This is a genomic window from Pseudomonas sp. XP2, from assembly GCF_053557975.1.
In genome coordinates this window covers 663-24,268 of record NZ_JBNRIK010000017.1, presented here as the reverse complement: position 1 = coordinate 24,268, position 23,606 = coordinate 663, and the positions used below count along the sequence as shown (strand labels likewise).

Below are 23,606 nucleotides of genomic sequence, written 5' to 3'. Positions count from 1 at the left end.
GGGGGGGGGGGGGCTCCCCGGCGATAGGGCCGCATCAGCAAGCGTGTCACCCGCGGGCGAATGCCGCCAGCTTCTCGCCATCCAGCCGGTAGCGGACCCACTCATCCTGCGCCTCGGCCCCCAGCTTCTGATAGAAGCCGATCGCCGGCTCGTTCCAGTCCAGCACGCTCCATTCCAGGCGCCCGCAATTGTTCGCCACCGCCTCGCGGGCAATATGTCGCAGCAGTTGCCGGCCAGCACCGTCGCCACGCTGTTCAGGCGTGACATACAGGTCTTCCAGATAAATACCGTTGCGCCCGAGCCAGGTCGAGTAGCTGTAGAAGTACACCGCAAAACCGACTGCCCGGCCATCGCGTTCGCACATCAGACTACGCACTGTGCTGCCCTCGTCGAACAGGCTGTGCTCGATGTCGGCCAGGGTGGCGACCACCTCGTGGCGGGCACGTTCATACTCGGCCAGCTCGGTAATGAAGGCCAGGATCTGCTCGGCATCGGTGCGAACGGCTGGGCGAATGGTGAGGCTCATGGTGACGGCTTCCTTGATCCGGGTTAGCGGTACAGTGATGTGTATCTGAATAATTTAATATAACTGTATCGGTCGCTAGAGAGGGCGACTCCGTTAGTGTGACAGCACCTATAACGAAAGTGGAATGCCCGCCATGCTTGCCTCTGTCGACCTGTTGATCGCTTTCGTGCTGTTTGCCTTTGTATCGTCCATCACTCCCGGCCCCAACAACACCATGTTACTGGCCTCGGGGGTGAACTTCGGCGTGCGTCGTTCGGTCCCTCATGCCCTGGGTATCAGCATCGGTTTCATGGTCATGGTGCTGGCCTTGGGCTTGGGCCTGGGTGAAGTGTTCAAGGCCTGGCCGCCGCTGTACACGGCGCTGCGCTATACCGGCGCCGCCTACCTGCTGTATCTGGCCTGGAAAATAGCCACTTCCGGGCCAGTCGGCACGGCCTCCTCGAGCGCCCGCAAGCCGCTGGGGTTCTGGGGCGCAGCGGCGTTCCAGTGGGTCAACCCCAAGGCCTGGGTCATGGCGGTGGGTGCGATTACCACCTACACACCGGCGCAAGGCTATGTGACCAACGTGATTGTCATCGCCGCCTTGTTTGCCTTGGTCAACCTGCCTAGCGTCGGTGTGTGGGTAATGTTCGGCAGCGCCCTGCGCAACGTATTGCAGAACCCGCGCTGGCTGATGCTGTTCAATGTCCTGATGGCCTTGTTGCTGGTGATTTCACTCTACCCGCTGCTGTTTGTAGAATCGGCGTTTTCTTAGCCCCGCGAGTGAAGCAAGCCGATGCAGTTGATACCCTGGTCCCACGAATGCGCCGAAGGTTTCACCCTGCGTGGCTGGCGAACACCTGTCAGTGGCAAGCCGTTGCTGCATTTTTTGCACGGCAATGGCTTCTGTTGCCTGGCCTACCAACCGTTGCTGATGCGTCTGGGCGAACATTTCGACCTGTGGCTTTGCGACGTTCAGGGGCATGGCGACAGTGACCATGGTGGGGTGTTTCGGGGGTGGAACCGTACTGCCGAGCTGGCAGTGGAAGCCTTTCAGGCCGGGCGTGGCGAGTACGGCGATGTGCCGCGGTTTGCCGTGGGGCACAGCTTTGGCGGCGTGCTTACGGGCCTGATCCTGGCCGCTGAACCTGAGCTGTTCGAGCGTGCGGTGTTGCTAGACCCCGTGTTGTTCAGTCGTCGCATGCTGGGTGTGATGGGCGCGGCAGCACTGGTTGGCCTGCACCAGCGTCATGCATTGGCACGCAAGGCCGCCAGCCGCCGCAGCCACTGGCCTGATCGCGAGGCAGCGCTAGCCTTGCTGCAAGGGCGGGGCATCTTCAAGGGCTGGACCGATGCAGCGCTGCAGGCTTATGTCGAACACGCCATCGGCGATTGTGGCGATGCAGTGGTGCTCAAGTGCCGGCCCAGCCGGGAAGTGGAAATCTTCAGTTCATTCCCCAAACGCATGTGGGCGCGCCTTGCAGCGATCAGCACGCCGACACGGATTCTGTATGGCGAACAGACGTATCCCTTCGTGCCACATTCGGTGAACCGCCTGGCCACGCTCAACCGGCATGTAACCGCCCGGCAAGTTGCCGGTGGGCACTGTTTCATGCAGGAAGACCCGGCCATGGCGGCCGAGCAGGTACTCGCTTTCTTGCCGGGCTGACTGTTCCATAGGTAGAACGATGTATGCCGAATAACCCGTCTACCGCCTGATTCGTATCATTGATAAGGTTATCCCAGCCAAGAGAGGAGCCTTCTCATGAAAAACATTCTGGGTATCCACCGCAGCCCACACGCCCATTGGGTAGGTGATGGTTTTCCCGTGCGCAGCCTGTTCACTTACGACAACCTGGCCAGCCGGATCAGCCCGTTCCTGCTGCTGGACTACGCTGGCCCCCATGACTTCACCCCGACCACGGCGCGGCGCGGCGTTGGCCAGCACCCGCACCGCGGCTTCGAGACCGTGACCATCGTCTATCAGGGCGAGCTGGAACACCGTGACTCCACGGGTGCTGGCGGCCTGATCGGGCCAGGTGATGTGCAGTGGATGACCGCCGCCAATGGCATCATCCATGAGGAGTTCCATTCCCCGGGCTTTGCCCGCAGTGGCGGTACCCTGGAAATGGTCCAGTTGTGGGTCAACCTGCCCGCGCGTGACAAACGTGCAGCGGCCGGCTACCAGACGCTGTTGGCCAGCGACATCCCGGTGGTAGCGCTGGAGGGCGACGCCGGTAGCTTGCGGGTGATTGCCGGCGACTACAAGGGGCACCCAGGGCCGGCGCGGACCTTTACCGCGATGGATGTGTGGGACCTGCGGCTCAATGCCGGCACGGCCTTGCAGCTGCCGGTTGCTGTCGGTCGCAACGCGGCGCTGGTGGTGTTACGCGGTAACGTGCGCATCAATGGCGAGCGCGACGCTGGCCCGTCCAGCCTGGTACTGCTGGACCGGGACGGGGAGGATGTCACCGTGCAGGCTCTGGAGGGCACCAGTGTGCTGGTGCTCAGCGGCGAGCCGATTGACGAGCCGATCGTCGGTTACGGTCCATTCGTGATGAACAGCCAGGCGGAGATTGCCGAGTCGTTCGACGATTTCCATGCCGGGCGGTTTGGGCAGATGCAGGATGAACGGGAAGGGGCCGGCCATTGAACCGTGGCTGGTGATACCGGCACCGCTCGTCGTTAAGTCAGGCTTTGCATTCGAACCCTCGGCCCGCGAGCGCAATCTTCCACTAAGGTGCTAAGGGATTCCCCGCATCATCATTGCCCCGGCGCATGGACGCCTGCCAGGGCATGGGCAATATCAATTGGCGCCCCGCCCGATAAAGGCGTACTCACTCACAACAGGCCATCGCACAGAGAGGGTCGTACCATGTCGTTGATTGGAGTTTCGATGCTGGAGATGCGGCAGATGATCGAGCAGGCATGCCTGCCCGACCGCTGTGAAGTCAGCTGCCCGGACGGCGCCAACCTGACCATCCGCCTGGGTCAGGGCCAGAGTCTCGAAAAGAGCGTGACCCTCAGTGGGGTTCCGTTGCACAACCTTAACAGTTGCCGTGACCTGGTCCACCTCGTGGGGCAGTTGCATGCGCTGCGCAACAGCCACCCGGCGCCACTCAGGTCGCATGCTTGAGTGCACCTGGTTTGCCCCGGTCAGCCCAGGTTGGCCGGGCGCACGTATTCTGGCATCAGGCCGTTGAACCAGAACAGAACCATCGCCACGAGCAGGGTTACCAAAACCAGAAGCCCCACGCCCCACACGCATGTCGCGAACAGCATTGCCTGTTCCTTTTTAAGCCGCAGGAATGTCTGCAAACCGCCATACAGCAAGACGCTTGCATAGGCCGAAGCGGCCATTAGCGCGACGAAGGCCAACCAGCGAATCGGCAGCAGCCCGACTACCCCGGCGAAGAACCACGGCGTGGCGCAGTAGGCGGCAAAACCGATGCACTGGCTCAGGCTTGGATGTGCGTCGAACCCTCGTGACATCCAGCGGATCATCACCCCCATCAGCATCACGCCCACTACGGTGGTGGCATACAGCAGCCCCGCCAGTTGCGCGGCGCTACCCATGCCAAGGCGTACCCGCTCCTCGGCCGCCAGGCTCCAGCCGAAGGTGGTCGTGCCAATGAACAGGCACACGGCGGGTATCAGTGCCAAGGCCAGCAGCCGCGGCAGGTATTGCTGTGGGTGGTCTTCTTCGGCCCGACGAATATCCAGCCAGGCGTCGGCGGGGTGGGTGAAGAGCTTGAGCAATGGACTGTTCATGGCATTCTCCGGCGGGCAGAGGCCCTTTTGCTATGGAGAGACGCCGCGGTCGGCCGGTTCAGCTGGTTTAGCTGCCGTTGATCGGCTTACTGTAGCTCGAGCAGCAGGTTGAGGCCGCCATCGCCGCACTTGCCTTTGTCGCGAACCACCCCATGATAACTGCGCCCATCCCAGACGAAGGCCACACTGTGGGCACGGTCGACCTTGTCAGGCAGCGGCGGGCAGATATGCAGACGCAGCCCCGCTCGACCTTGAAGGTTGAGATCGGCCAGCTGGCACTGGCATTCCACGCTCTGCGCCACTGGGCCGAAAAGGGTGTCGCGTACGTAATCGAGCTGCAGCGAGGCGTTGGGGGCACGGCCAGGCATCTTCATCGGTAAGTGGCTCCGTGGCAACGGTTTGAGGGGCTAAGTGGGTTCGACATGGCAGGCTCCAGGCAAGGAAGGCGGCTTGATATTTGAAGCTTGCCTGGCCTGGATGTTCAACATGTTTCATGTGAATTCATCTTGTTTTGCGCCGGGTGGTAGAAGCGGGGCCTGTTCAGGGCCCCGCCTTGCGCAATGTCAGGTTGATCCGCCGCTCGCCCATGCGCGGATGCACGCCGGGTTTGATGGGCAGCACGCCGTGAAAGCGCAAGCGGTCCTCGCCGCCCCAGACCAACACATCGCCGTGGCTCAGGGGGATGCGACGGGGCTTGTCGGCGCGCTGCAGGCCGCCGAACAGGAACACTGCCGGCAGGCCCAGCGACACAGACACGATCGGCTGCCCGAAGTCCCGTTCGTCGCGGTCCTGGTGCAGGCTCAAGCGTGTGCCTGGCAGGTAATGGTTGACCAGGCAGGCATCCGGCACGAAGCCCTCGAAGCCGGCCAGCGCCGCAGCGCGGGCGGCGAGCGCGAGCAGAACCGGGGGCAGTGCAGGCCACGGCTTGCCACTGAGCGGATCGTTGGGGCTATAGCGGTAACCCTGTTCGTCACTCACCCAACCCAAGGTGCCGCAGTTGGTCAGGCCTACAGCCATGCGTAGGCCACCGGGCGTGTGCATGTGCCGGAAGGGCGCTGCACGCAGCACCGGGCGCAGCGCATCGAGCAGCGGCTCGGTTTCGGCCAGGGCGAAGCCGGGCAAAAGCACGGTATGGCTGGCCAGGCGTTGTGGCTGGGGGCCGAACAGGTCTAGGTCGGACTGGATCATGGCACCGCACAGGTTCGAGGGAGTGGATATTGTATCCCTGCAATTGCAATCCCCGCAGGAGCATCCTTGTGCGGCGAAGAGGCCGGTATGCCTCCCAACGATGTGCCAGTCCTGCAGGCCCTTTCGCAGCACAAGGCTGATCCTGCAGGGAATGCATATACCGGGCAGAGGGTGTGAGCGAAAAAGGAACCGCGGCACCAGGGAGAGGAGCACCGCGGTTCAAGGGGGAGCGGGTTACTTTTGGGTCACGGTGGCCAGGTTTGCACTGCCCAGCTGAGTGATGGTGGCGGTTTGGGCGATACCACTCTGGTCGACGAACGCCTTGTTGCCCTGGCCTCCCTGGGTCACGTAGGCGACGTTGATGCTGTCAGTCTGTTTGATGGTGGCTTCGTTGCCGCTGCCGTACAGCTGGTTGGTGTAGCTCTGGTTGCTGTAGCCGGATTGGTCCAGGGTAATGGTGTTGCCGGTGCCCTGGCTATTGCCGTAGGCATAGTTGTCGGTACCGCGCTGGTCGGCGATCAGGATGTTGTCGGTGCCGTTCTGCTCGAAATACAGCTCATTGTTGACGTCGTCCTGCTTGGTCTGCATCTGGTTGCCTTTGCCCGTCTGGGTCAGCCTGGCCACCTGGTCAGCGCCTTTTTGGGTCAGGTTGACGCCGTTGCCGTTGCCGGTCTGGTTGATGGTGGCACTTTGGTTGGTGCCGAACTGGCCACCCATCTTGGCGCCTTTCCAGTTGCTGGCGGTGATGCTGTTGCCATTGCCTTTGGTGTTGATGGTCAGGTTGAGGTTTTCACCATTCTGGTAGGTGAAATGCAGGTTGTTGTTGCCGGTCTGGGTGATGGTGGCGGTCGCGTTATTGGTTTCGAACTGGTCCGACCAACTGGCGTTGGCATTGCCTTGCTGCGTCAGGCTGACCTTGTTGCCGGTGCCGAAGCTCTGGTCGATATAGCCCTCGTTCGTCTGCCCGGTCTGGACCACGGAAGCCTGGCTACCGACCTGGGTGTCCTGCCACACTTCCACCGAGTTGCCGCCACCGTACTGGCCAATGCCAATGGTGCCACCGGTGCCCTCACGCTGGTCGCCGTAGGCCCAGTTGTCGTGGCCATCCTGGTAGACCTGGATGTCGCCATCGACATGGTTCAGGTGCTCGGCGGCTGCATAGTTGTCCTGGCCGGTCTGGTTGACGGTACTGCGGTTGTTGCTGCCACCGAAGGTCTGCTCAAGGAAGGCCTCGTTGCGCTGGCCGGATTGCCAGCTGGTGGCTTTGCTGCCTTCCTGGGTGTCCTGCCACACGGTGGATTTGTTACCGACGCCTTGCTGGGTTTGCAGCGATTCGTTGTTCATCCCTACCGACTGGCTAGCGAAGGCATCGTTGTAGCTGCCCCCGGCAGTTTGGGTAATCTGGCTGCCGTTCTCGAACAGTTGCTCGGCGTAGCCGGCGTTGTACTGGCCGGTGGCGCTCTGCTGGATATCGCTGGTGCTCTCGGTTTGCACCGCCAGGTGGTTGTGACCTTTACCGGTCTGGTTCTGCGTGGCCGAAGCGAAGGATGCCTGGGTCTGGCTGACCTCGGCGATGTTGTCCTTGCCGTCCTGAGTCTGCGATGAGGTGCTGTCAGCAGCCATGGCCTGACCTGCGAGGGCCAGGACGATAGCGGCACTTAAAGGGGCGAGCTTGTACATGGTGGTGCCTCCAGGTCTATCGGTATTGTGTGATCTGCACATGTTGGCCATTGCCGGTCTGGCTCACGGAGCTGCTGAGGCCCGAACCGGACTGCACGATGCTGGCGCTGTTGTCGTTGCCGATCTGCTCGATGGCTGCGCTGTTGCTGCTGCCGCTCTGTCGGATCGACGCACTGTTGCCCTTTCCCTGTTGGCTGATGGTTGCCATCAGGTCACTGCCTTCCTGCAAGATGTACGCTTCCTGCGCACCGCCGGCCTGGACGATGCGGCCCAGCAGGGCCTGACCGTTCTGGTCGAGGGCGGCGCGGTTGCCTGACCCTTGCTGCTCGATCACTGCAGCCTGACCGGCGCCGACCGGTAGCAGGCGGATGATCACCGGTTCACCGAGGTCATTGCCGGGTGCAAGGTCGGCGTTGTCCATCAGGTCATCGGCCCAGCTGGCCTGGCCCGCCAGGGCCAGGCTGAACAGCAGTGGATACAGGCGCTTCATGGCGTTTCCCCGCCTTTACTGCACAACCACGTTGACGGTGCGGGTGGTACCCGGGCTGGTGGTGATGGTTGCCGTCGGCGCGGCGGTCGGGATGATCGTGGTGCTGTTGCTCACTGCCAGTCGCCAGCGGCCGGTCACGGGTACCGTGGTGGTACCCAGCGTTTGCACGCCGGTGGTAGTGGTGACCCGGACGGTGACAACGTTGCCCGTGGTTACCGATGAGGTACCGCTGATGTCCCAGTTGTACCGGTTGTTGGAGCGCGCCGTGACGGTGGCTGCCGTGACTGCGAAGGTTTCGGCGGCAGGCCGTGGCGACACGTTGACGGTGACCGTACCCGGGGTGGATAGCGCCCCCAGCGAGTCACGTGCCTGGTAGGTGAAGGTGGCGGTGAAGGCTGCAGTGACCGTGGCCGGTGGGGTGTAGGTCACGGTGGTGCCGTCGGTGCTGACCGTGCCCCGGCCGGCAGCCGGTTGGGTGACGGCAGCAACGGCCAGCGGCACGTTGCCCTCTGGATCGGTGTCGTTGGCCAGCACGTTGATGGTCAATGGCACGCCCAGGGTGGCGACGGTTTCCGGGTTGGCGGTCGGTGCCCGGTTAGGCGCAACGTTGATCGTGACCGTGGCCGGTTCCGACTTCAGGCCTTTGGAATCCACCGCCCGGTAGCTGAAGGTGGCCACCAGCGGTTGCGTAGCCCCGGCTGGCGGGGTGTAGGTAACCGAGGTGGTACCGTTGAGCACGACGCCGCCAAGGCCGGTACCGGGTTGGGTGAGGTCACTGATGGTCAGTGGCACGTTGCCGTCCGGATCGCTGTCGTTCAGCAGCAGGTTGAGGGTAAGCGGGATACCGACACTGGTGCTTCCGATGTCAGCCTGGGCCAGCGGTGGCTGGTTGGCCGCCTCCACGGGGGCGTTGCCGACCACGAGCACCGGTTCTACGTCAGCACCACCATGGGCAGATTTGACTGTCACGGTGGCTGGCGGTTGCGCCACGTCGTTGATCGTGATGCTTTGCAGCGTGCCCGATTTCGACAGGCGGCCGTAACCCTGGGCGAGCATGTCGGGGATCGCTACCTCATCACTGGACCTGGCCTCGATCAGCAGGCGCTTGTTGGCCCAGTCATATCGCGCGGTACTGACCTTGACCACGTCGGTCAGCTTGCTCGACAACGCGGTCGGCTGGGTGCCGCCGGCACTGTTGCTGGCCGTGACCACTACCACCGCAGGCGGTGCAGTCTGGCCAAGCTGTTGGTGGAAGAACAGGCCGTTGTTGTCTGCCGTCAGGGTGAACTGGCAGGGCGATGGCGGCGTGCCGACCAGTGCCAGGCCATTGCGCATGCACAGGCTGGCCTCTTTCGGCGCTTTGGCGAACACTTCCACACGGGTACCGCTGCCATTGCGTGAGTAGGTGGCGCGCTCCAGGGTGACCGGGGTTTGCGCGCGTGGGTCCAGCACCTTGCCCGAGACCGTGAACAGCGCGGTCTCGATGCGACCGGGGGGGCCGTCGATGCGGATGAAGTTGGTGTTGAACGGGCTGCCGGCCACGGCTTCCGGCCGGTTAGGGTCGCCGATGAAGGTTTCGGTGGCGCCAGTGTCCGGATTGACTTCGGTGTAAGGCCCGCCCACCCCGCGCAGCCATGGCCCGAGAGCGCCATTGAGCGCCCCTGTGAAGTTGCCCGGTGCCCCAATGCCGATGTCGCGGGTGATGTTGATCGCTCGACGACCGGGCGTGGTGACGTTCACGGTCTCGACACCGTAGGGGTGTGTGATGGTGTATACACCGGCACGGGGTACCGAGACACGGATACGGATACGGGCGAAGCTCTGCTGGTCGCCGTCTACCGGGTTCTCGGCAGCAAAGGCTGCTTCCAGGCCGGCAACGTAGGCATCCAGTTCGTAGCCGCTGTTACCAACGGCAGGGATGGTGGCTTCGGCCAGGAACCAGAACATTTCTGGCGGCCAGTTGTCGGGGAACACCAGCGGCAATGCATCGTCGTAGATGCCGGGCTCTGGTAGCAGGGTGCACATGTAGGACGGTGCGGCCGGTGTGCCGGGCACCCGGGTACTGGTCGCGCGTGACTGGCACAGTTCCAGGGACTGGTTGAGGCTGTCCTTGTACCACATCGGGTAGCCGCCAGTGGCGAAGGTGTAGGGCCCCGGGTCTACATCAGACAACGCGGCAAAGGCGGCGCTGGTAACGGTGAGGGAAAAACCGGCGGCGAACAGCGCACGGCGCGACCAAGTGTTCATGCGGCCTCCTTGAAGGCTGAGCCTTTGTCTGTTCATGGCACCAGCACCACGTCTTCGGTGTCGCTACCCCCATTGGCACTGGTGACTTGCACCTTGGCCGGTGGGATGGGCGACAGGGTCATGCTCAACGTCTTCACGGCGCCGGTGCCGCCCAGGTTGCCGATCAACGTGCCGTTGCCGGTTTGTGCGGTGAGCACGGGCGGGGTGGTTTCGTCGCTGGTGCTGGCCACCAGGGTCAGCTCGCCGGTGGACAGGCGGTACTGGGCCTGAGTGATGGTGACCAGGTCGGTCAGCGGCATGTTGGTGGTGGTCAGGCTGCTGGTGGGGATCGACACGCTGTTGTCGGCGGTCAGTGTCACGAGGGTGCCGGCCGCCGGGTTCAGGGCCGACTGGGCGTACCAGGCGCCAGTGCCGTTGGCCTCGGTGAGGTTCAGGTTGGGCGTTTGGCTGGTCAGGGTGACGCTGGCTGGCGGCGGCGGGGCCATCACGAAGATGTCTTGCTGGGCGCGCAAGTCGCCGTTTTCGGTGTGCCGGGAGTAGGTGCTGCGCTGTGGCATCAGTGGGGTTGGCAGGGCCACTTCTGAAAGCTTGCCCGAAATGGCGAACAGTTCAGTGCGCAGGTCGATGCCGCCAGGGCCTTCGATGCGCACGAAGTTGGTGTTGAACGGGCTGCCGGTTACCCGTTCCTCAAGGTTCGGGTCACCGATGAAGCGTTCATTGCCTTCGGTGTAGGGGCCGTTGACACTGCGCAGGAAAGGCCCGACGTCGCCCTTCAGCGCGCCGGTGAAGTCGCCTGCGCCGGCGATGCCGATGTCGCGGGTCATGTTGATCGCCCGGCGGCCGGCGGCAGGCACATCGAACACTTCCACGCCGTAGGGGTGGGTGACCACGTAGGTGCCGGCGGTGGGTACATCGACCCGGATGCGCACCCGGGCGAAGCTGACCTGGTCACCCTCAACCGGTTCTTCGGCGGCAAATGCCGCTTCGATCGCCGTGCCGTAGCTGAGGTCGATGCCACGGGCGGCGTCGACGATGGCAGCGTCGGCGGTGAACCAGAATGCTTCGTCAGGGAAGTTGGTGGGAAAGGCGATGGGTTGGGTATCGTCGAACACGCCGGGTGTGGGCAGCAGCGTGCACATGTACGACGGTGCGCCGGGCGCGCCGGCAACCCTGGAGCTGACCGCCTTGGTCAGGCACAGGTCGAGGGTACGACCGTGGCTGTCCTGGTACCAGGCGGGGAAGCCGCCGTTGGCGGGAACGTATGCGCCTGGATCGACAGCATTCAAGGCAGCCTGCGCCGGGAGCTGGAGCATGCCGGCGAAAATCGCCACTGCCAGCGGGTGGGGTATCGGTCGGTGCATGAGTCAATTCCTCCTGCAAACGGGCCCATGGACTTGGGGCGTCTGGGAGGAGATCGGCAAGAGCTGTGCCAATACTTGAATTTTGCGGTGCGGGCCTTGTGGAGCAAGGGGGCGAGCCTTTTCGTGACGTATTCTGGAGGCGGCTGGTAATGGGCTGCGTTGCCCCAAGGTTGGGGATTGGGGCAAGTGATTCAAACCCAGTTTTCGCAGCAAATGTGGTTTTTGCTACATTGCACCGGCGGTCCCTTTCCCCTGCCGAGTCAAGCGATGCAACCCCTCGACCACCTTTCCCTGAGCCTGTTCATCGTCGTCTGCGAAGAAGGCACCATCGCCCGCGCTGGCGAGCGTGCATTCATGGCGCCCTCCGCCGTCAGCAAACGTATTTCTGACATCGAGGTACGCTTTGGCACTATCTTGCTCAAACGCAGCAAGCGCGGCGTTGAGCCTACCCCGGCGGGGCTGGCGCTGCTGCGCCATGCGCGGGAAATGACCCGCGCCATGGAGCGCCTGGACAGCGAGCTGAGCGAGTACGCCGAAGGCGCGCGCGGCCATGTGCGGGTGCTGGCCAATGTATCGTCGATCATGGAGTTTCTGCCCGAGGAACTGTCGGCGTTCATGCTGCAAAACCCACTGATCCAGGCCGATATCGAAGAGCGCTTCAGCCCCGATGTCGTTCGTGGCGTGGCCGAGGGCAATGCAGACCTCGGCATCTGCCGCAAATCCATGGCGGCGGGTGACCTGGAGTTCGTACCGTACCGGCAGGATCACCTGGCCGTGATCGTTGCTGCTGATCACCCGTTGGCCGGCCGCAGCCAGATTGCCTTCGAGGAAACCCTGAGTTACGACCACCTGGGTCTTTCGGCCTTCGCTACCTTGAACGCCTTCATGCGTAAAAGCGCCGCACAGGCGGGCAAAGAGTTGTGCTTTCGTTCGTATGTATCGTCGTTCGACGCGGCCTACCGGCTGGTGCAGTTCGGCCTTGGCCTGGCGGTGTTCCCGCAAGAAGCCGTGGCCCGCTATGCTGCGTTGTTCGACCTGCGGGTCATTCCGCTGACTGACGACTGGGCGCTTGGCGAATTCGTCATTTGCATGCGCGCCCGTCACACGCTCTCGCTGTCGGCACGGCGCCTGCTTGACCACCTGCTGCTGCGGGCACCGCCCTGGCAGGTGGCGGGCTGATCCATCGTGGCTGACGATGGATCAGCCCGTGAAACACGTCTTTTCTGCTCGTCATCCAGCTCTTAGTCTGGCGCAACGCTTCAGCCAGAGAGACCGAGATGACAACAATAACAATCAACGAAGTCGGCCTGCGCGATGGCCTGCAGAGCCTGCAGACGACCATGCCAACGGCCGCCAAACGCCGCTGGGTCGACGCCGCGTACGCCGCCGGCGTGCGCCACATGGAGGTCGCTTCCTTCGTACCGGCACGCTTGCTGCCGCAAATGGCCGATGCCCGCGAAGTGGTGGCCCACGCCCTCACATACCCCGACCTGCAGGTGACGGTGTTGGCCCCGAACCTGCGCGGCGCCAGGGACGCACTTGAGTCTGGCGCCCATCGCATCGTCGCGCCGGTATCGGTCAGCATGGCGCACAGCCTGGCCAACGTGCGCCGCACGCCCATGCAAATGGTCGAAGAACTGGGGCGCATGTGCCAGCTGCGTACTGAAATGGCCCTGCATGATGTGCAGATCATTGCCGGCATGTCGGTTGCCTTTGGCTGCACGCGTCAGGGCGATGTCCCGCTGGCCGACCTGTGTGCACTGACTCACCATGTGATCGAAGCCGGTTGCGACCTTGTCTCGCTGGGTGACACCACTGGCTACGCCAACCCGGGCCAGGTGGCGGTGGTGCTTCAGGCCGTGCGGGCGATTGCCGGTGAGCGCCTCAAGGCCGCGCATTTTCATGACACCCGTGGCCTGGCCCTGGCCAACAGCCTCGTCGCGGTGCAGCAGGGCATCCGCGAGCTTGACGCCTCCCTGGCAGGTTTGGGGGGCTGCCCGTTCGCCCCTGGTGCTTCCGGCAATACCGTCACCGAAGACCTGGTGTTCATGCTGCAGAGCATGGGCTACGACACCGGGATCAATTTGCCTGCACTGATCGAGTCGCGCCATGTGCTGAGCGAGGCGCTGCCGGGCGAGCCCCTTTACGGCTGCATCGCCCGCGCCGGGCTACCGCTGAACTTCGCTGACGCCACCGACCCCGCCTGACCCGCCTGAACGAGGAATACCACGATGTCCAGACTTCCCTTGGACGGCATCCGCGTCGTCGAAATTTCGCATATGGTCATGGGCCCGACCTGCGGCATGATCCTCGGTGACCTTGGCGCCGAAGTGATCAAGATCGAACCCGTGCGCGGCGACGGCACGCGCCGTCTGCTGGGCGCGGGGGCGGGTTTCTTTCGCACCTTCAACCGCAACAAGCAATGCATCGCCGTGAATGTCGAAACCCCCGAGGGCCGCGAGGCCGTCCTGCAACTGATCGATACGGCCGACGTGTTCATCGAAAACTTCAAACCCGGGCGCATGCACACGCTGGGCCTGGACTACCCCGCGCTGCGCCAGCGCAACCCACGGCTGATCTACGCCTCGCACAAAGGCTTTCTCAGCGGGCCCTATGACAACCGCCTGGCGCTGGACGAGGTGGTGCAGATGATGGCCGGCCTGGCCTACATGACAGGGCCAGTGGGCCGCCCATTGCGCGCGGGCAGCTCGGTGAACGACATCATGGGCGGCATGTTCGGCGCCATTGGCGTGCTGGCGGCCCTCAACGAGCGCCACACCACCGGCAGCGGCCGAGAGGTGCAAAGTGCCCTCTACGAGAACTGCGTGCTGCTGGCAGCCCAGCACATGCAGCAGTACGTGGTCACCGGCGAGGCAGCAGCGCCGATGCCCAATCGCATCAGTGCCTGGGCCATCTATGACGTGTTCACCTTCGCCGGTGGCGAGCAGATGTTCGTTGCCGCCACCGGTGAAGGGCAATGGCACGCGCTGTGCCAGGTGCTGGGGCAGACCACCTTGCTTGATGACCCGACACTGGCCAGCAACAACGACCGTGTGTTGCAACGGCCACGGCTGCTGGCGCACCTGGCCGAGGTGTTCGCGTCACTCGACGCCGGGCAATTGGCCCTGCAACTGGAGGCCAACGGCATACCCTTTGCGCCCATCCGCCGCCCGGAAGAATTATTCGACGACCCGCACCTGCAACAGAGCGGCGGTATGGCAGACCTGCAACTTGAAGACGGCAGCCACACACCGATGCCGTTGCTACCGCTGTCGCTGGACGGCCAGCGCCTGCAGCCACGCCGGGCGATAGCGCGGATTGGCGAGCACACCCGCCAGGTGATGCGCGAACTGGGTTACAGCGATGAGCACATTGCCGAGCTGTGCGCGGCCGGCGTGCTAAAAACCGACGATGCAGCTTGAGGAGGGTTTGAGATGGCGATTTACCAATACGACACCCTGGCGCCCAACCTGCACCCGGAAACTTTCATTGCCGAGGATGCCACCGTGATCGGCGACGTAACCCTCGAGCAAGGGGTCAGCGTATGGCCGCAGGCCGTACTGCGGGGCGACAACGAACCGATCCGTATCGGCCAGCGCAGCAACGTGCAGGAAGGTGCGGTGCTGCATGCCGACCCCGGCTTTGCGTTGACGGTGGGGCAGGGCGTGACCATCGGCCATCAGGCGATGTTGCATGGCTGCACCATTGGCGATGGTGCCCTGATCGGCATCCAGGCGGTGGTGCTCAATGGCGCGGTCATCGGCAACAACTGCCTGGTCGGTGCCGGTGCCATTGTCACCGAGGGCAAGGTATTCCCCGATAACTCGCTGATCCTGGGTGCACCTGCCAAGGTGGTGCGCGAGCTGTCGGCCGAGGCCATCGCCAGCATGCAGCGCAACGCCGCCGAGTACGTCGAAAAAGGCCAGAGCTTCAAGGAGAAACTGATCCGCATCCGCTGAAAACCTGCTGGCGGCGCCCCTCGATGCGTCGCTGCTCTCCAATAATTACAAGAATGGAGATCCACCATGGTTGCCATGACCGGCGAACTGGCGCGCGAGCGCAACGACAGTCACATCAATGAACTGCTGCTGTACCGCCGTGTGGCCTGGCGCATCATGCCGCTGGCCATCATCTGCTTCCTGTTCTCGTACTTCGACCGCATCAACATCAGTTTCGCCAAGGCCCAGATGCAGCAAGAGCTGGGCCTCAGCGATGCCGCCTATGGCCTGGCCGCTAGCATGTTCTTCGTCGGCTATGTGCTGTTCGAAGTGCCCAGCAGTCTTGGCCTTAAGCGCTACGGGGCACCGGCGTGGATCTGCCGGATCATGGTGTCGTGGGGCCTGGCAACGGCGGCGCTGGTGTTTGCCTATACCCAGTACACTTTGTATTTCCTGCGCTTTCTGATCGGCGTGATGGAGGCCGGTTTCGGCCCGGCGATCCTGTTCTACCTGGCATGCTGGTTCCCCCGCAAGCACCTGGCGAAGATGAATGGCCTGTGGTTTTTGGCGGTGCCGCTGGCCGGTGCGGTGGGCGGCCCGGCGGCGGGCTTTTTGCTGGGGACCATGGACGGCGTGCTGGGGCTCGCGGGATGGCACTGGTTGTTCCTGATGTCCGGGCTGCCGTGTGTGCTGCTGGGCCTGCTGGTGCTGTGGAAGCTGGACCGTGACATCGAGGCAGCGAAATGGCTGAGCCGCGAGGAGAAGGACCTGCTGGCGGAGAACCTGGCCCAGGACAAACGTGCCGCAAAACCCATCCTCGGCTCGATCTGGCGAGTATTGCTGACCCGCGAAGTGGCGATCATGGCGTTCATCTATTACGTGATCAAAACTGCGTCCTATGGCCTTAACTTCTGGATGCCGCACCTGATCAAGTCGTCAGGTGTGCAGGACATGCTGTGGGTCGGTGTGCTGTCGGCATTGCCTTACGCGGTGGCCTGCATGGGCATGGTGTTGCTGACCCGTCGCTCTGACCGTACCGGTGAGCGCAAGCGCTACCTGGTGTACTGCCTGCTGGCGGCAGCTATCGGCTACTTGCTGGCGTGCCTGTACGCCGACTCGTCGCTGGCGATGATGGCCGCGCTGGTGCTGGCCACCGCGGGTACCTTCATTGCCATCCCGATCTTCTGGACCATCCCCCAATCGACCTTCTCGGGCTTGGCAATTGCCACCGGCACTGCTGCAATCAACTCGGTCGGGCAGCTAAGTGGCATCGTCGCACCGGTGATGGTGGGCAAGATCAATGATCTCACTGGTAGCAACTCCATGGGCATGTTGTCCATCGCCCCGCTGATCCTGATCGCCTGCCTGGTGGTGATGCGCTACGTGCGCAACCCCCGAACCTGATTGGCGCTGAGTCTTCCAACAACAACAAGAACAAGGCACACCCATGATCATTACTTCCCGGCGAGTATCGCTGATGCTCGGGGCGCTTTGCTGCGCCTGTCAAAACGCGCAGGCCGGCTTCATCGATGGCGCCAGCGGTAGCCTGGAACTGCGTAATTTTTATTTCGACCGCGACTTTCACGGTGACAGCGCCGCGCAATCGCGACGCGGTGAATGGGCCCAGGGGTTCATGCTGCGCTTGCAGTCTGGCTACACCGACGGCCAGGTCGGCTTTGGCCTGGACGCAGCCGGCATGCTGGGCCTCAAGCTGGACTCTACCCCCGACCGTAGTGGTTCCGGCCTGTTGCCGCGGGGTAGCGACAAACGCGCCGCGGACGACTACACAAAGGCCGTGGCTACCTTCAAGGCCAGGCTGGCGCAGAGTGAGTTGAAAGTGGGTGGCCTGAGCCCACAACTGCCGTTGCTGGCGTCCAACAACAGCCGCTTGTTCCCCCAGTGGTTCAACGGTGCGCAACTGGTGAGCAAGGACTTGAACCGGTTTACGCTCACCTTGCTGCAGGTGGATGCCACCAAACTGCGTGACTCCACCGACTACGAGGACCTGACCGCCATGGCGCAGCAAGGGGCCTATTCGTCGACGGTCACCAGTGATCGTCTGCGCTACGCCGGTGTCGATTACCAGCCGCTGGACAACCTGACCCTGAGCGTTCACACCAGCGCGCTCGAAGACCTGTTCCGGCGGGATTTTGCCGGGTTCAAGTTCAAGACCCGTCTCGGGTCGGGGGATGTGTTCACCGAGTGGCGCTGGTTCAATGCACAGGAGCAGGGCCGGGCGTTGCTGGGCGAAGTCGACAACCAGACCCTCAGTACCAACTTCGGGTACAGCGTGCAGGGCCATACATTCAGCGGGGGGTATCAGAAAGTGCGTGGCGATACGGCATACGCCTACGTGGGTGGCACCGATACTTACCTGTTCAGCGAACAGCAGGTCAGCACCTTTGCCCTGGCCAACGAACGGGCGTGGATGCTGCGCTATGACTACAACTTTGCTGCAGTGGGCATCCCTGGGCTCACGTTCAACGTGCGTTATGTGAAGGGCGACCAGGTCGACCCGCAGCGCATTGCCAGCGTCAAGGGCAGGGCGCTGGCGGCTGGCGACGGAGAAGGGCGGGAGTGGGAGCGGACCACGGACGTCACCTACGTGGTGCAATCGGGGGCGCTCCGGAATGTGTCGCTGCGTTGGCGCAATGCGAGCATGCGCTCGAATTTTGCCGATGCAGCGGATGAGAACCGGGTGATTGTGGGGTACACGTTCGAGTTCTGACGCAATCACTCTGTGGGGTTGGCCGGTTTCTCTCCCGCTTTGGACTTGCGTGGTTTACGTGGCTTTTTCTCAGGCCGTTTGCCGGGTTTGAGCTGCCAGCGGTAGGCATTGGCGAGCAGGCGCTCCTGGATTGCGGGTGGGTAGTCGCTCAGGGTGGTCACGGGTGGTACGGGCTTGCCGGGCAAGCCGGCCTCGCGGATTACTTTCGGCCAGCGCGGTCGCCAGCACAGCAGCAGGCTGAGCCAGTGGCCGGTGCCAACGATGACGAAAGCGGGCCACACGAACAGCAGGATAACTTTGAACAACCAGCTGCTTTTGCGGAAGAAACGCCCGAGCCCCTCGAACTGGGCGCTGAATGCCTGGATGGGTGATGGTAGTTGTGTGCTCAGGCGGGGGCGGGGGACGGCGTGGGGGCCTTCTTCCATGTAGCGGCGGATGAATTCCCACTCGTCACGCAGTTCGCTGCCGCCTTGGCCTTGCTTGCCGAGTAGGGCCATTTCCATGTGGGGAAGGCCGGTGCGGCTGGGGTGCCAGACTAGCCCTAGTCGCATGCCCAAGCTGAGTGAGTCATCTTCTGGGTCGATGGCTGTGCTTCCGGTTGTTTTCCAGGGGAAAGTGACGATGCCGCCGCAGTATTTCGGTCGATGTAGGTGAACTTGTTGGGTTGCTCGATTGAAGCGAATGAGTAGGTGACGGCTAGTCAGCATTTCTAGTCGGGTTAAGTGAATTCCATACTTTGAATAAAGATACACTAAGGTCGAGGTGACTGAGAGCATTATAAGTGTTGTAAGAATAGTGATTACGGAGCGACCCTCAGGGTCTGTGATGTCCATCCAAATAAACCCGGTGGTGATGTAAAGTCCCACAGCAACGGCCGGGGCGATGGCTCCGAGCGTTGCGAGCGTAATAAGGCCGCGCTTTTCTTCTGAGCCACCACAGCGAATGTCTAAGAAGATGTCGTTAAAAGCGAATACAGGGCCTCTTGCGCGTGGGTTTTCACTAACGGGCTGAAAGTGCATTTCTTCATCCAGCTCGCCCTCATACAAATCTTGACGCTTCTCATTCGGTGTCAGTTCTGCTTCATATGCTTTTCGCGCAGCTTCGGATTCAGTAGCCATTTGCCAAAAACCCCATTCGATCAGATACATCACAATACCTCGCTGAATGCGGTGTGCAGGGTCTTTAGTTCTTCCTGTTCTTCAAACGGTTTTGAGTTCTTTGCAAGGCGGAAACTGCTGCGTTTGCACCACTTTTCCAAAGCGTCGTCTTCAAATATGTAAATTATCACTGTCAGGACCAGGCCGATCCAGAAAGCGCCAAGAATGAGGCGGGCAAGTAATAGCCGAGCGGCTTGCGTTCCGAGCTTTTTTGCAAGCTCTCTCAAGGACGTGGATACCATCCTAGCCAGCTTGGTTTTGGCATTATGAGAAAGGTATTCGAAGAGAGGCTTTGCAATCGCGACTGCTGTTCCTAACTCTGCTAGCGAAAGGGTTATTGTCGCCATTCCTCTTACAAAATACGTAGCAGCCAAGAGTCTAGAGTTTTTTTGAGCCTGCTTGGTAGCGCCACTCTGGCTGCTTTTGAAGTGCTCAACCGAATCTGTGAAATCCCACCACGCCAGTAGTGAACCTCCGATACCAGCCAATCCCGCCCCCCATAGCTTCAACCTTCCCAATGTTGCGGCCGCCCCTTTCCCAGTCACACTGTTAGCGCCGTATCGGGTGACCACTTGGTCTACATAGCTGGCCCCAATTTCAAAACCCGCAGCAGCCGTGGTCATCGCGGCCGCCAAGAGTTCGGTCTTCACCCGCGCATCACTGTCAGGCAGCTCGCGGGCTTTGAAGGCCATCAGCATGCCTTCGATGAGGCATATCAGGCCCGCAGCACGAACTTTATAGAAATCACTTTGCTTGTTATCAGCCTGCATTAGCCCTTCGGCCCAGGCTTGATCCAAGTACCGTGCAATCTGGCCACCGGTGCGTTGCGGATTGATTGGCTGCCCACTTCGTGCAGCTTCACTCACGCGTATTTCGACAGCCGTTTCATGTACCGAAGCAAACAACGCCAGGCGCAGGCCATGGTGCATCGCTCGGTCTGGGCTGCTCGGTGCCCCGGTTCTCAGTACCTGTCGCCCCAGCGCGACGTACCATCCATACAGGCCGATGCTGACGCTGCTGTTCCGCTTCTGCAGTTCTTCATACAGCGTGTTGATGCGTGCAAAGGCATTCGCTGCGGCATGGGCGCGTTTGGCAAGGCCTTCGGCCAGCGTGAAGTTGGATTCTGCGGGTGGTTCGGCCTTGGCTGTTTCCAGCAGCGCCGCAAGCACCTCTCGGAGGTCGTCCTGGTTATAGCTGATGCCGCGTATCGCCAGGTTGCCCCGGTCGGCCACGTCGCTGCGCCACCAGTGGTCCAGCACCTTGGTGCCCCATTCACTCAACTCCATGCCGATCACGCACTGGCCGGTCTGCTCGGCAAAGGCCAGGCCGTTGATCAGGTCGGCGTTATCGTAACGGTCCAGCGCTTGCAGCAAACGTTCGCTGACTACCCAGCGGGCATGGTCCTTGGCGCGGTCTTCTGCCGCTTGCTGGGCTTGTTGCATGGCCTGCTCAAAGGCTTCGAGCTGATCGTGCATGGCCTGACGGTCGACCAGGTGGCCGTATTTCTGGTCGAACTTCTTGCTGAACTCGCCAGCCTCCTGACGGGCCTGGACCTTGGCACGGACGTCGCGCTCGAACTGCGCCAGGTGAGGCTTCATGCGTTCATCATGGGCATCGGCCTGCTGCCTGGCCCGTTCGGAAAACGCGTAGATCTCCGCGTGCACGTAGGGTTGGTTGCGTATGTTTTCAGCCATGACTTCGCGCTTGACGATCTGCTCGGCCATCATCTGCGGGTAGAGCTTTTCGATCTCCAGGAACGACTGCGCGACCAGCAGCTTGCGCTCGTTGTCCACGCCGGGTTCCACGGTGCGTTCCAGCCACTTGGTCTTCACATCCTCGACAGCGGCGTTGCGCCAGGCGTTGAGCTCCTGGCTAATGCCGAGGGCGTCTTCGATGACGATGGCGGCGCCCCGGGGTTTGCTCTGGTTCATTAGCGGCGCCAGCGCTTGCCGTGAGGCGTGCGGCGAGACGATCTGGTCATTGTTGAACGGCTGCAGGTCCAGCAGCGCCTGCAGGTCTGTATCGTGCTGTGCCTTGAAGTCAGCCACCCAATTCAGCTGGTCATGCTTGAGCACGTGGGGCTGGGGTGGGGCGTCGGAGGGCTGGATGAAACGGGCGATATCGATCGCAGGCAGGCTGCTGCGGTATTCGTCGTCAAGCAGGCGGTAATTGTCGAGCATGCGCGGGGTCAGCGGGGAGGGGCTGAACAATGGGCGCAGCTCCTGGATGTCGTCGAGGTCGTACAGGGTGATGGTCCAGCCGAAGCTGCGGATGATGTCATCCAGATTGCCAGTGAGGGGGGCGGGCTCCCACGGTGAGTCGGCGCTGATGTACAGCAGTGAGCCATTGGGCGCGACGCGGTACTGGCTGTGCCACTCGTAGGCAGGGGCGCTGTGGCGTTTGATCAGCAGGTAGAGAAAGCCCTCGCGCAGGGGGCGGATGGCGTAGCTGGAGTGGGTCAACTCGCCGACGTCCTGAAAGGGGCTGAGATAGCCCGGTAGTTTCGGCAGGCGGGCACGTTGTGCCGGGTTGCCGCCGATGGCGGCGTAGCGCAGGGGTAACAGTTCGAAGCGGCGGGTGCAGTTGGCGACCGGGCTGTTGCGCAGGGCGGGGCGGTAGCCGGTGGTGATACGCCTGCACAGCTCGAGGGTTTCGCTCAGAGAGTCCATGGTTATTTGCCTCAGTCCTTGGTGCGCAGGCATCGCTGCACATTGTCCATCAGGGATGTCTGTTGCTCGCGGGTGGCGGCAATCGCCTCCTGCCAGGCCGGTGAGTTACTGAGTTGTTCCCCACCGCGAGCCAACATGAGCACATAGCTGATCAGATCGTCCTCACGGTCCAGGCCTTGCTCGCGTGCCTGATCCAGGTAGTGCTGGATCAAGCCAACCCGCGTGCCGTGGCAAGTGGCAGCCAGGGCAGTGCAGGACGGCTCGCCTTTGAGCAACTCGGCAAGCTGATAGCTCAGTGGGTCACCTGCCAATTCGGCCCAACACGCTTCGTTCAGCGTGATGGGCGGGAAGTGCGTGGATTGGGGCTGATCACCACCGGATATCTGCAGCCACACCCGCTTGTTCGGGTGCGCGACGGGCGACCACCAGTGGTGGATGGGCGCCAGCCATTCGCTTACACCGGGCAGTTCACGGTGCGTATCCAGCACTTGCAAGGCTGCAGCGGTGTGAAAGCGCAGGAGGTACGAATGGCCGTCAGCACCCGTGACGATGTTGGCGCGGCTTAAATGCCGCGCAAGCCGGTCGGGGGGTAGGGCGCTGACTATCCAGCCGCATACTGCGCCCGCTGCACCCTGCTCGAGTTGCCATTGAAAATCATACTGGGCCGAGACATCCGAGCCCGGGCGCGAACCAAACAACCAGGGGCCTGCTGTGCGCAGGTTGGTGAACTGGGCTTGCTGCAGCAGTGGCCAGCAGCGGTCGGCGTAGTACCCGGTCAGTCTTTCCTGCACCTCGGGAGCCAGATTGGCCATTTCCACGATGGCGCTCAGGCGGTAACGGTCGGATACTCGCAGCACCTCGACCATCGCTCTGACAAATGGGCTGGGCATCAGCTTGCTCCTTCCATGCGAATCATGTTGTGGCCGTCGGCGATCGCTTTCAGCAGGCAGCTGAGGCAAATAGGTTCGCCGGGCTCAGGTACACCAGAAGTTGAAGTGATGCGATTGCTACCCGTAGCTTGCTGGTTGACCGGCCCTTTGAAGGACAGCGCAAGGCCGTCCAGCGTGATACCGGCGCCATCGATTCGAAGCAGGCCCGCCGGGCTCCTGATCGTCAGGTTTTCGCTGACCTGAATGTCATAGACCTTGGTGGTGTGCCGGATAGCTTCACCCGTTTTCAGGTTGTGGTGACCGGCCACGACCTGTTCCAGATGGCCGCCGATTTCTACCGTGTGGTTGGCCTTGGTGATGTCCTGGCGGTGGTTGCCTACCTGTTCGATTCGATCCTTGCCTGTGGTGATCGTGTGGGTGCGGCCAATTCTCAGGCTGTCGTCGTTGGCGATTTCATGTACCCGGTTCTGGCCAATGCCGACGGACTCGTCACGGGCTACTTCTTCGCGACGGTCCTGCCCAATAGAGATTGTCTCGTCCCGTTCCACGCGTTCCGTGCGGTCGTTGCCCACCCGCGTGGTTTCGTCGTGCTTGACGATGTTGTTCTGGTCTCGCTGGGCATGGATTAACACTTCCTCCTTGCCCAGTTCATCCTCGAAACGCAGTTCGTTAAAACCATCGCCCTTATGGGTCTGGCTCTTGATGGTCATCCGCGTCTTGTGCTTGGGCAGGTCATACGGCGGCAGCTGATTGCCACAGTAGGTGCGCCCGGTGATCATCGGCTGGTCCGGGTCGGCGTCGACGTACTGGATGATCACGTCCTGGCCAATGCGCGGAATGGCCATCGAACCCCAGCTGCCGCCGGCCCAGCCTTGCGACACGCGTACCCAGCAGGAACTGAACTCGTTGTCCTGGCTTTCCCGGTCCCAGGGGAAGCTGACTTTCACCCGGCCCCATGGGTCGCAGTAGATCTCCTCGCCCT

22 protein-coding genes are annotated in these 23,606 nt (G+C 62.2%); 10 read left to right on the top strand and 12 right to left on the bottom strand.

What is annotated here, in order from left to right; translation table 11 throughout:
* Window positions 1–46: 46 nt before the first annotated feature.
* Window positions 47–526 carry a GNAT family N-acetyltransferase gene (locus tag ACK1VC_RS18330; RefSeq protein WP_016486745.1) on the bottom strand — a complete coding sequence of 160 codons (480 nt, stop codon included), beginning with the start codon at window positions 524–526 and terminating at the stop codon, window positions 47–49.
* Window positions 527–650: 124 nt separating this feature from the next.
* On the opposite strand from ACK1VC_RS18330, the gene ACK1VC_RS18325 reads away from it, so the two are divergent.
* The 4 genes from ACK1VC_RS18325 to ACK1VC_RS18310 all read left to right on the top strand — a co-directional run bounded on the left by ACK1VC_RS18325 (window position 651) and on the right by ACK1VC_RS18310 (window position 3,641).
* A complete protein-coding gene (locus tag ACK1VC_RS18325; protein ID WP_191087691.1) occupies window positions 651–1,280 on the top strand; it encodes a LysE family translocator in 630 nt (209 codons plus the stop codon).
* A gap of 21 nt (window positions 1,281–1,301) precedes the next feature.
* Window positions 1,302–2,174 carry an alpha/beta fold hydrolase gene (locus tag ACK1VC_RS18320; protein WP_060516395.1) on the top strand — a complete coding sequence of 291 codons (873 nt, stop codon included), beginning with the start codon at window positions 1,302–1,304 and terminating at the stop codon, window positions 2,172–2,174.
* Between the two features lie 96 nt (window positions 2,175–2,270).
* Window positions 2,271–3,158 carry a pirin family protein gene (locus ACK1VC_RS18315; RefSeq protein WP_060516393.1) on the top strand — a complete coding sequence of 296 codons (888 nt, stop codon included), beginning with the start codon at window positions 2,271–2,273 and terminating at the stop codon, window positions 3,156–3,158.
* 222 nt (window positions 3,159–3,380) lie between these two features.
* Window positions 3,381–3,641: a DUF1652 domain-containing protein gene (locus ACK1VC_RS18310; RefSeq protein WP_023047905.1), complete on the top strand. Its 261-nt coding sequence runs from the start codon at window positions 3,381–3,383 to the stop codon at window positions 3,639–3,641.
* Window positions 3,642–3,661: 20 nt separating this feature from the next.
* On the opposite strand, the gene ACK1VC_RS18305 is transcribed toward ACK1VC_RS18310, so the two are convergent.
* The 7 genes from ACK1VC_RS18305 to ACK1VC_RS18275 all read right to left on the bottom strand — a co-directional run bounded on the left by ACK1VC_RS18305 (window position 3,662) and on the right by ACK1VC_RS18275 (window position 11,242).
* On the bottom strand, window positions 3,662–4,276 hold the full coding sequence (locus ACK1VC_RS18305) for a Yip1 family protein (protein ID WP_016486750.1): 615 nt from the start codon (window positions 4,274–4,276) through the stop codon (window positions 3,662–3,664).
* An 86-nt stretch (window positions 4,277–4,362) separates the two neighbouring features.
* On the bottom strand, window positions 4,363–4,650 hold the full coding sequence (locus tag ACK1VC_RS18300) for a hypothetical protein (protein WP_016486751.1): 288 nt from the start codon (window positions 4,648–4,650) through the stop codon (window positions 4,363–4,365).
* A 166-nt stretch (window positions 4,651–4,816) separates the two neighbouring features.
* Window positions 4,817–5,464, bottom strand: a complete 648-nt coding sequence (gene alkB / locus ACK1VC_RS18295) for a DNA oxidative demethylase AlkB (RefSeq protein WP_016486752.1) — start codon at window positions 5,462–5,464, stop codon at window positions 4,817–4,819.
* Window positions 5,465–5,698: 234 nt separating this feature from the next.
* Window positions 5,699–7,144: a curlin gene (locus tag ACK1VC_RS18290; RefSeq protein WP_191087692.1), complete on the bottom strand. Its 1,446-nt coding sequence runs from the start codon at window positions 7,142–7,144 to the stop codon at window positions 5,699–5,701.
* 16 nt (window positions 7,145–7,160) lie between these two features.
* Window positions 7,161–7,634, bottom strand: coding sequence for a curlin (locus tag ACK1VC_RS18285; protein ID WP_016486754.1), 474 nt, complete (start codon window positions 7,632–7,634; stop codon window positions 7,161–7,163).
* 15 nt (window positions 7,635–7,649) lie between these two features.
* A complete protein-coding gene (locus tag ACK1VC_RS18280; RefSeq protein WP_023047903.1) occupies window positions 7,650–9,881 on the bottom strand; it encodes an Ig-like domain-containing protein in 2,232 nt (743 codons plus the stop codon).
* A gap of 32 nt (window positions 9,882–9,913) precedes the next feature.
* Window positions 9,914–11,242, bottom strand: a complete 1,329-nt coding sequence (locus ACK1VC_RS18275) for a hypothetical protein (RefSeq protein WP_070086609.1) — start codon at window positions 11,240–11,242, stop codon at window positions 9,914–9,916.
* Window positions 11,243–11,509: 267 nt separating this feature from the next.
* Between ACK1VC_RS18275 and ACK1VC_RS18270 the strand changes: the two genes are divergently transcribed.
* The 6 genes from ACK1VC_RS18270 (at window position 11,510) to ACK1VC_RS18245 (ending at window position 17,908) form a co-directional block, all read left to right on the top strand.
* Window positions 11,510–12,421 (top strand): LysR family transcriptional regulator, encoded by a 912-nt coding sequence (locus ACK1VC_RS18270; protein WP_060516387.1) that lies wholly within the window; start codon window positions 11,510–11,512, stop codon window positions 12,419–12,421.
* A 98-nt stretch (window positions 12,422–12,519) separates the two neighbouring features.
* Window positions 12,520–13,449 (top strand): hydroxymethylglutaryl-CoA lyase, encoded by a 930-nt coding sequence (locus ACK1VC_RS18265; protein WP_016486758.1) that lies wholly within the window; start codon window positions 12,520–12,522, stop codon window positions 13,447–13,449.
* Window positions 13,450–13,473: 24 nt separating this feature from the next.
* Window positions 13,474–14,664: a CaiB/BaiF CoA transferase family protein gene (locus tag ACK1VC_RS18260; protein ID WP_145914215.1), complete on the top strand. Its 1,191-nt coding sequence runs from the start codon at window positions 13,474–13,476 to the stop codon at window positions 14,662–14,664.
* Window positions 14,665–14,676: 12 nt separating this feature from the next.
* The gene (locus ACK1VC_RS18255; protein ID WP_191087694.1) at window positions 14,677–15,201 is read left to right on the top strand and encodes a gamma carbonic anhydrase family protein; all 525 of its coding nucleotides are present in this window, start codon (window positions 14,677–14,679) and stop codon (window positions 15,199–15,201) included.
* Window positions 15,202–15,267: 66 nt separating this feature from the next.
* Complete coding sequence (locus ACK1VC_RS18250) at window positions 15,268–16,584, top strand: MFS transporter (protein ID WP_016486761.1); 1,317 nt, start codon at window positions 15,268–15,270, stop codon at window positions 16,582–16,584.
* A 43-nt stretch (window positions 16,585–16,627) separates the two neighbouring features.
* Complete coding sequence (locus tag ACK1VC_RS18245) at window positions 16,628–17,908, top strand: OprD family porin (RefSeq protein ID WP_095117106.1); 1,281 nt, start codon at window positions 16,628–16,630, stop codon at window positions 17,906–17,908.
* A gap of 5 nt (window positions 17,909–17,913) precedes the next feature.
* Here the strand turns inward: ACK1VC_RS18245 and ACK1VC_RS18240 are convergent, their stop codons facing one another.
* The 4 genes from ACK1VC_RS18240 to ACK1VC_RS18225 form a co-directional block, all read right to left on the bottom strand.
* A complete protein-coding gene (locus ACK1VC_RS18240) occupies window positions 17,914–19,056 on the bottom strand; it encodes a DUF6708 domain-containing protein (RefSeq protein ID WP_031311976.1) in 1,143 nt (380 codons plus the stop codon).
* Window positions 19,056–21,734, bottom strand: a complete 2,679-nt coding sequence (locus tag ACK1VC_RS18235) for a T6SS effector BTH_I2691 family protein (RefSeq protein ID WP_191087695.1) — start codon at window positions 21,732–21,734, stop codon at window positions 19,056–19,058. The genes ACK1VC_RS18240 and ACK1VC_RS18235 overlap by 1 nt, the downstream gene beginning before the upstream one ends.
* 11 nt (window positions 21,735–21,745) lie before the next feature.
* Complete coding sequence (locus ACK1VC_RS18230; protein WP_191087696.1) at window positions 21,746–22,624, bottom strand: DUF4123 domain-containing protein; 879 nt, start codon at window positions 22,622–22,624, stop codon at window positions 21,746–21,748.
* The coding region (locus ACK1VC_RS18225; RefSeq protein WP_449118007.1) for a type VI secretion system Vgr family protein at window positions 22,624–23,606 on the bottom strand (983 nt) is incomplete at its 5' end. The genes ACK1VC_RS18225 and ACK1VC_RS18230, both read right to left, overlap by 1 nt.

Excerpts from the sequence above, each read along its gene's own strand:
- ACK1VC_RS18330 (WP_016486745.1), bottom strand. The coding sequence starts at position 526 with ATGAGCCTCACCATTCGCCCAGCCGTTCGCACCGATGCCGAGCAGATC.
- ACK1VC_RS18325 (WP_191087691.1), top strand. The coding sequence starts at position 651 with ATGCCCGCCATGCTTGCCTCTGTCGACCTGTTGATCGCTTTCGTGCTG.
- ACK1VC_RS18320 (WP_060516395.1), top strand. The coding sequence starts at position 1,302 with ATGCAGTTGATACCCTGGTCCCACGAATGCGCCGAAGGTTTCACCCTG.
- ACK1VC_RS18315 (WP_060516393.1), top strand. The coding sequence starts at position 2,271 with ATGAAAAACATTCTGGGTATCCACCGCAGCCCACACGCCCATTGGGTA.
- ACK1VC_RS18310 (WP_023047905.1), top strand. The coding sequence starts at position 3,381 with ATGTCGTTGATTGGAGTTTCGATGCTGGAGATGCGGCAGATGATCGAG.
- ACK1VC_RS18305 (WP_016486750.1), bottom strand. The coding sequence starts at position 4,276 with ATGAACAGTCCATTGCTCAAGCTCTTCACCCACCCCGCCGACGCCTGG.
- ACK1VC_RS18300 (WP_016486751.1), bottom strand. The coding sequence starts at position 4,650 with ATGAAGATGCCTGGCCGTGCCCCCAACGCCTCGCTGCAGCTCGATTAC.
- alkB (WP_016486752.1), bottom strand. The coding sequence starts at position 5,464 with ATGATCCAGTCCGACCTAGACCTGTTCGGCCCCCAGCCACAACGCCTG.
- ACK1VC_RS18290 (WP_191087692.1), bottom strand. The coding sequence starts at position 7,144 with ATGTACAAGCTCGCCCCTTTAAGTGCCGCTATCGTCCTGGCCCTCGCA.
- ACK1VC_RS18285 (WP_016486754.1), bottom strand. The coding sequence starts at position 7,634 with ATGAAGCGCCTGTATCCACTGCTGTTCAGCCTGGCCCTGGCGGGCCAG.
- ACK1VC_RS18280 (WP_023047903.1), bottom strand. The coding sequence starts at position 9,881 with ATGAACACTTGGTCGCGCCGTGCGCTGTTCGCCGCCGGTTTTTCCCTC.
- ACK1VC_RS18275 (WP_070086609.1), bottom strand. The coding sequence starts at position 11,242 with ATGCACCGACCGATACCCCACCCGCTGGCAGTGGCGATTTTCGCCGGC.
- ACK1VC_RS18270 (WP_060516387.1), top strand. The coding sequence starts at position 11,510 with ATGCAACCCCTCGACCACCTTTCCCTGAGCCTGTTCATCGTCGTCTGC.
- ACK1VC_RS18265 (WP_016486758.1), top strand. The coding sequence starts at position 12,520 with ATGACAACAATAACAATCAACGAAGTCGGCCTGCGCGATGGCCTGCAG.
- ACK1VC_RS18260 (WP_145914215.1), top strand. The coding sequence starts at position 13,474 with ATGTCCAGACTTCCCTTGGACGGCATCCGCGTCGTCGAAATTTCGCAT.
- ACK1VC_RS18255 (WP_191087694.1), top strand. The coding sequence starts at position 14,677 with ATGGCGATTTACCAATACGACACCCTGGCGCCCAACCTGCACCCGGAA.
- ACK1VC_RS18250 (WP_016486761.1), top strand. The coding sequence starts at position 15,268 with ATGGTTGCCATGACCGGCGAACTGGCGCGCGAGCGCAACGACAGTCAC.
- ACK1VC_RS18245 (WP_095117106.1), top strand. The coding sequence starts at position 16,628 with ATGATCATTACTTCCCGGCGAGTATCGCTGATGCTCGGGGCGCTTTGC.
- ACK1VC_RS18240 (WP_031311976.1), bottom strand. The coding sequence starts at position 19,056 with ATGTATCTGATCGAATGGGGTTTTTGGCAAATGGCTACTGAATCCGAA.
- ACK1VC_RS18235 (WP_191087695.1), bottom strand. The coding sequence starts at position 21,734 with ATGGACTCTCTGAGCGAAACCCTCGAGCTGTGCAGGCGTATCACCACC.
- ACK1VC_RS18230 (WP_191087696.1), bottom strand. The coding sequence starts at position 22,624 with ATGCCCAGCCCATTTGTCAGAGCGATGGTCGAGGTGCTGCGAGTATCC.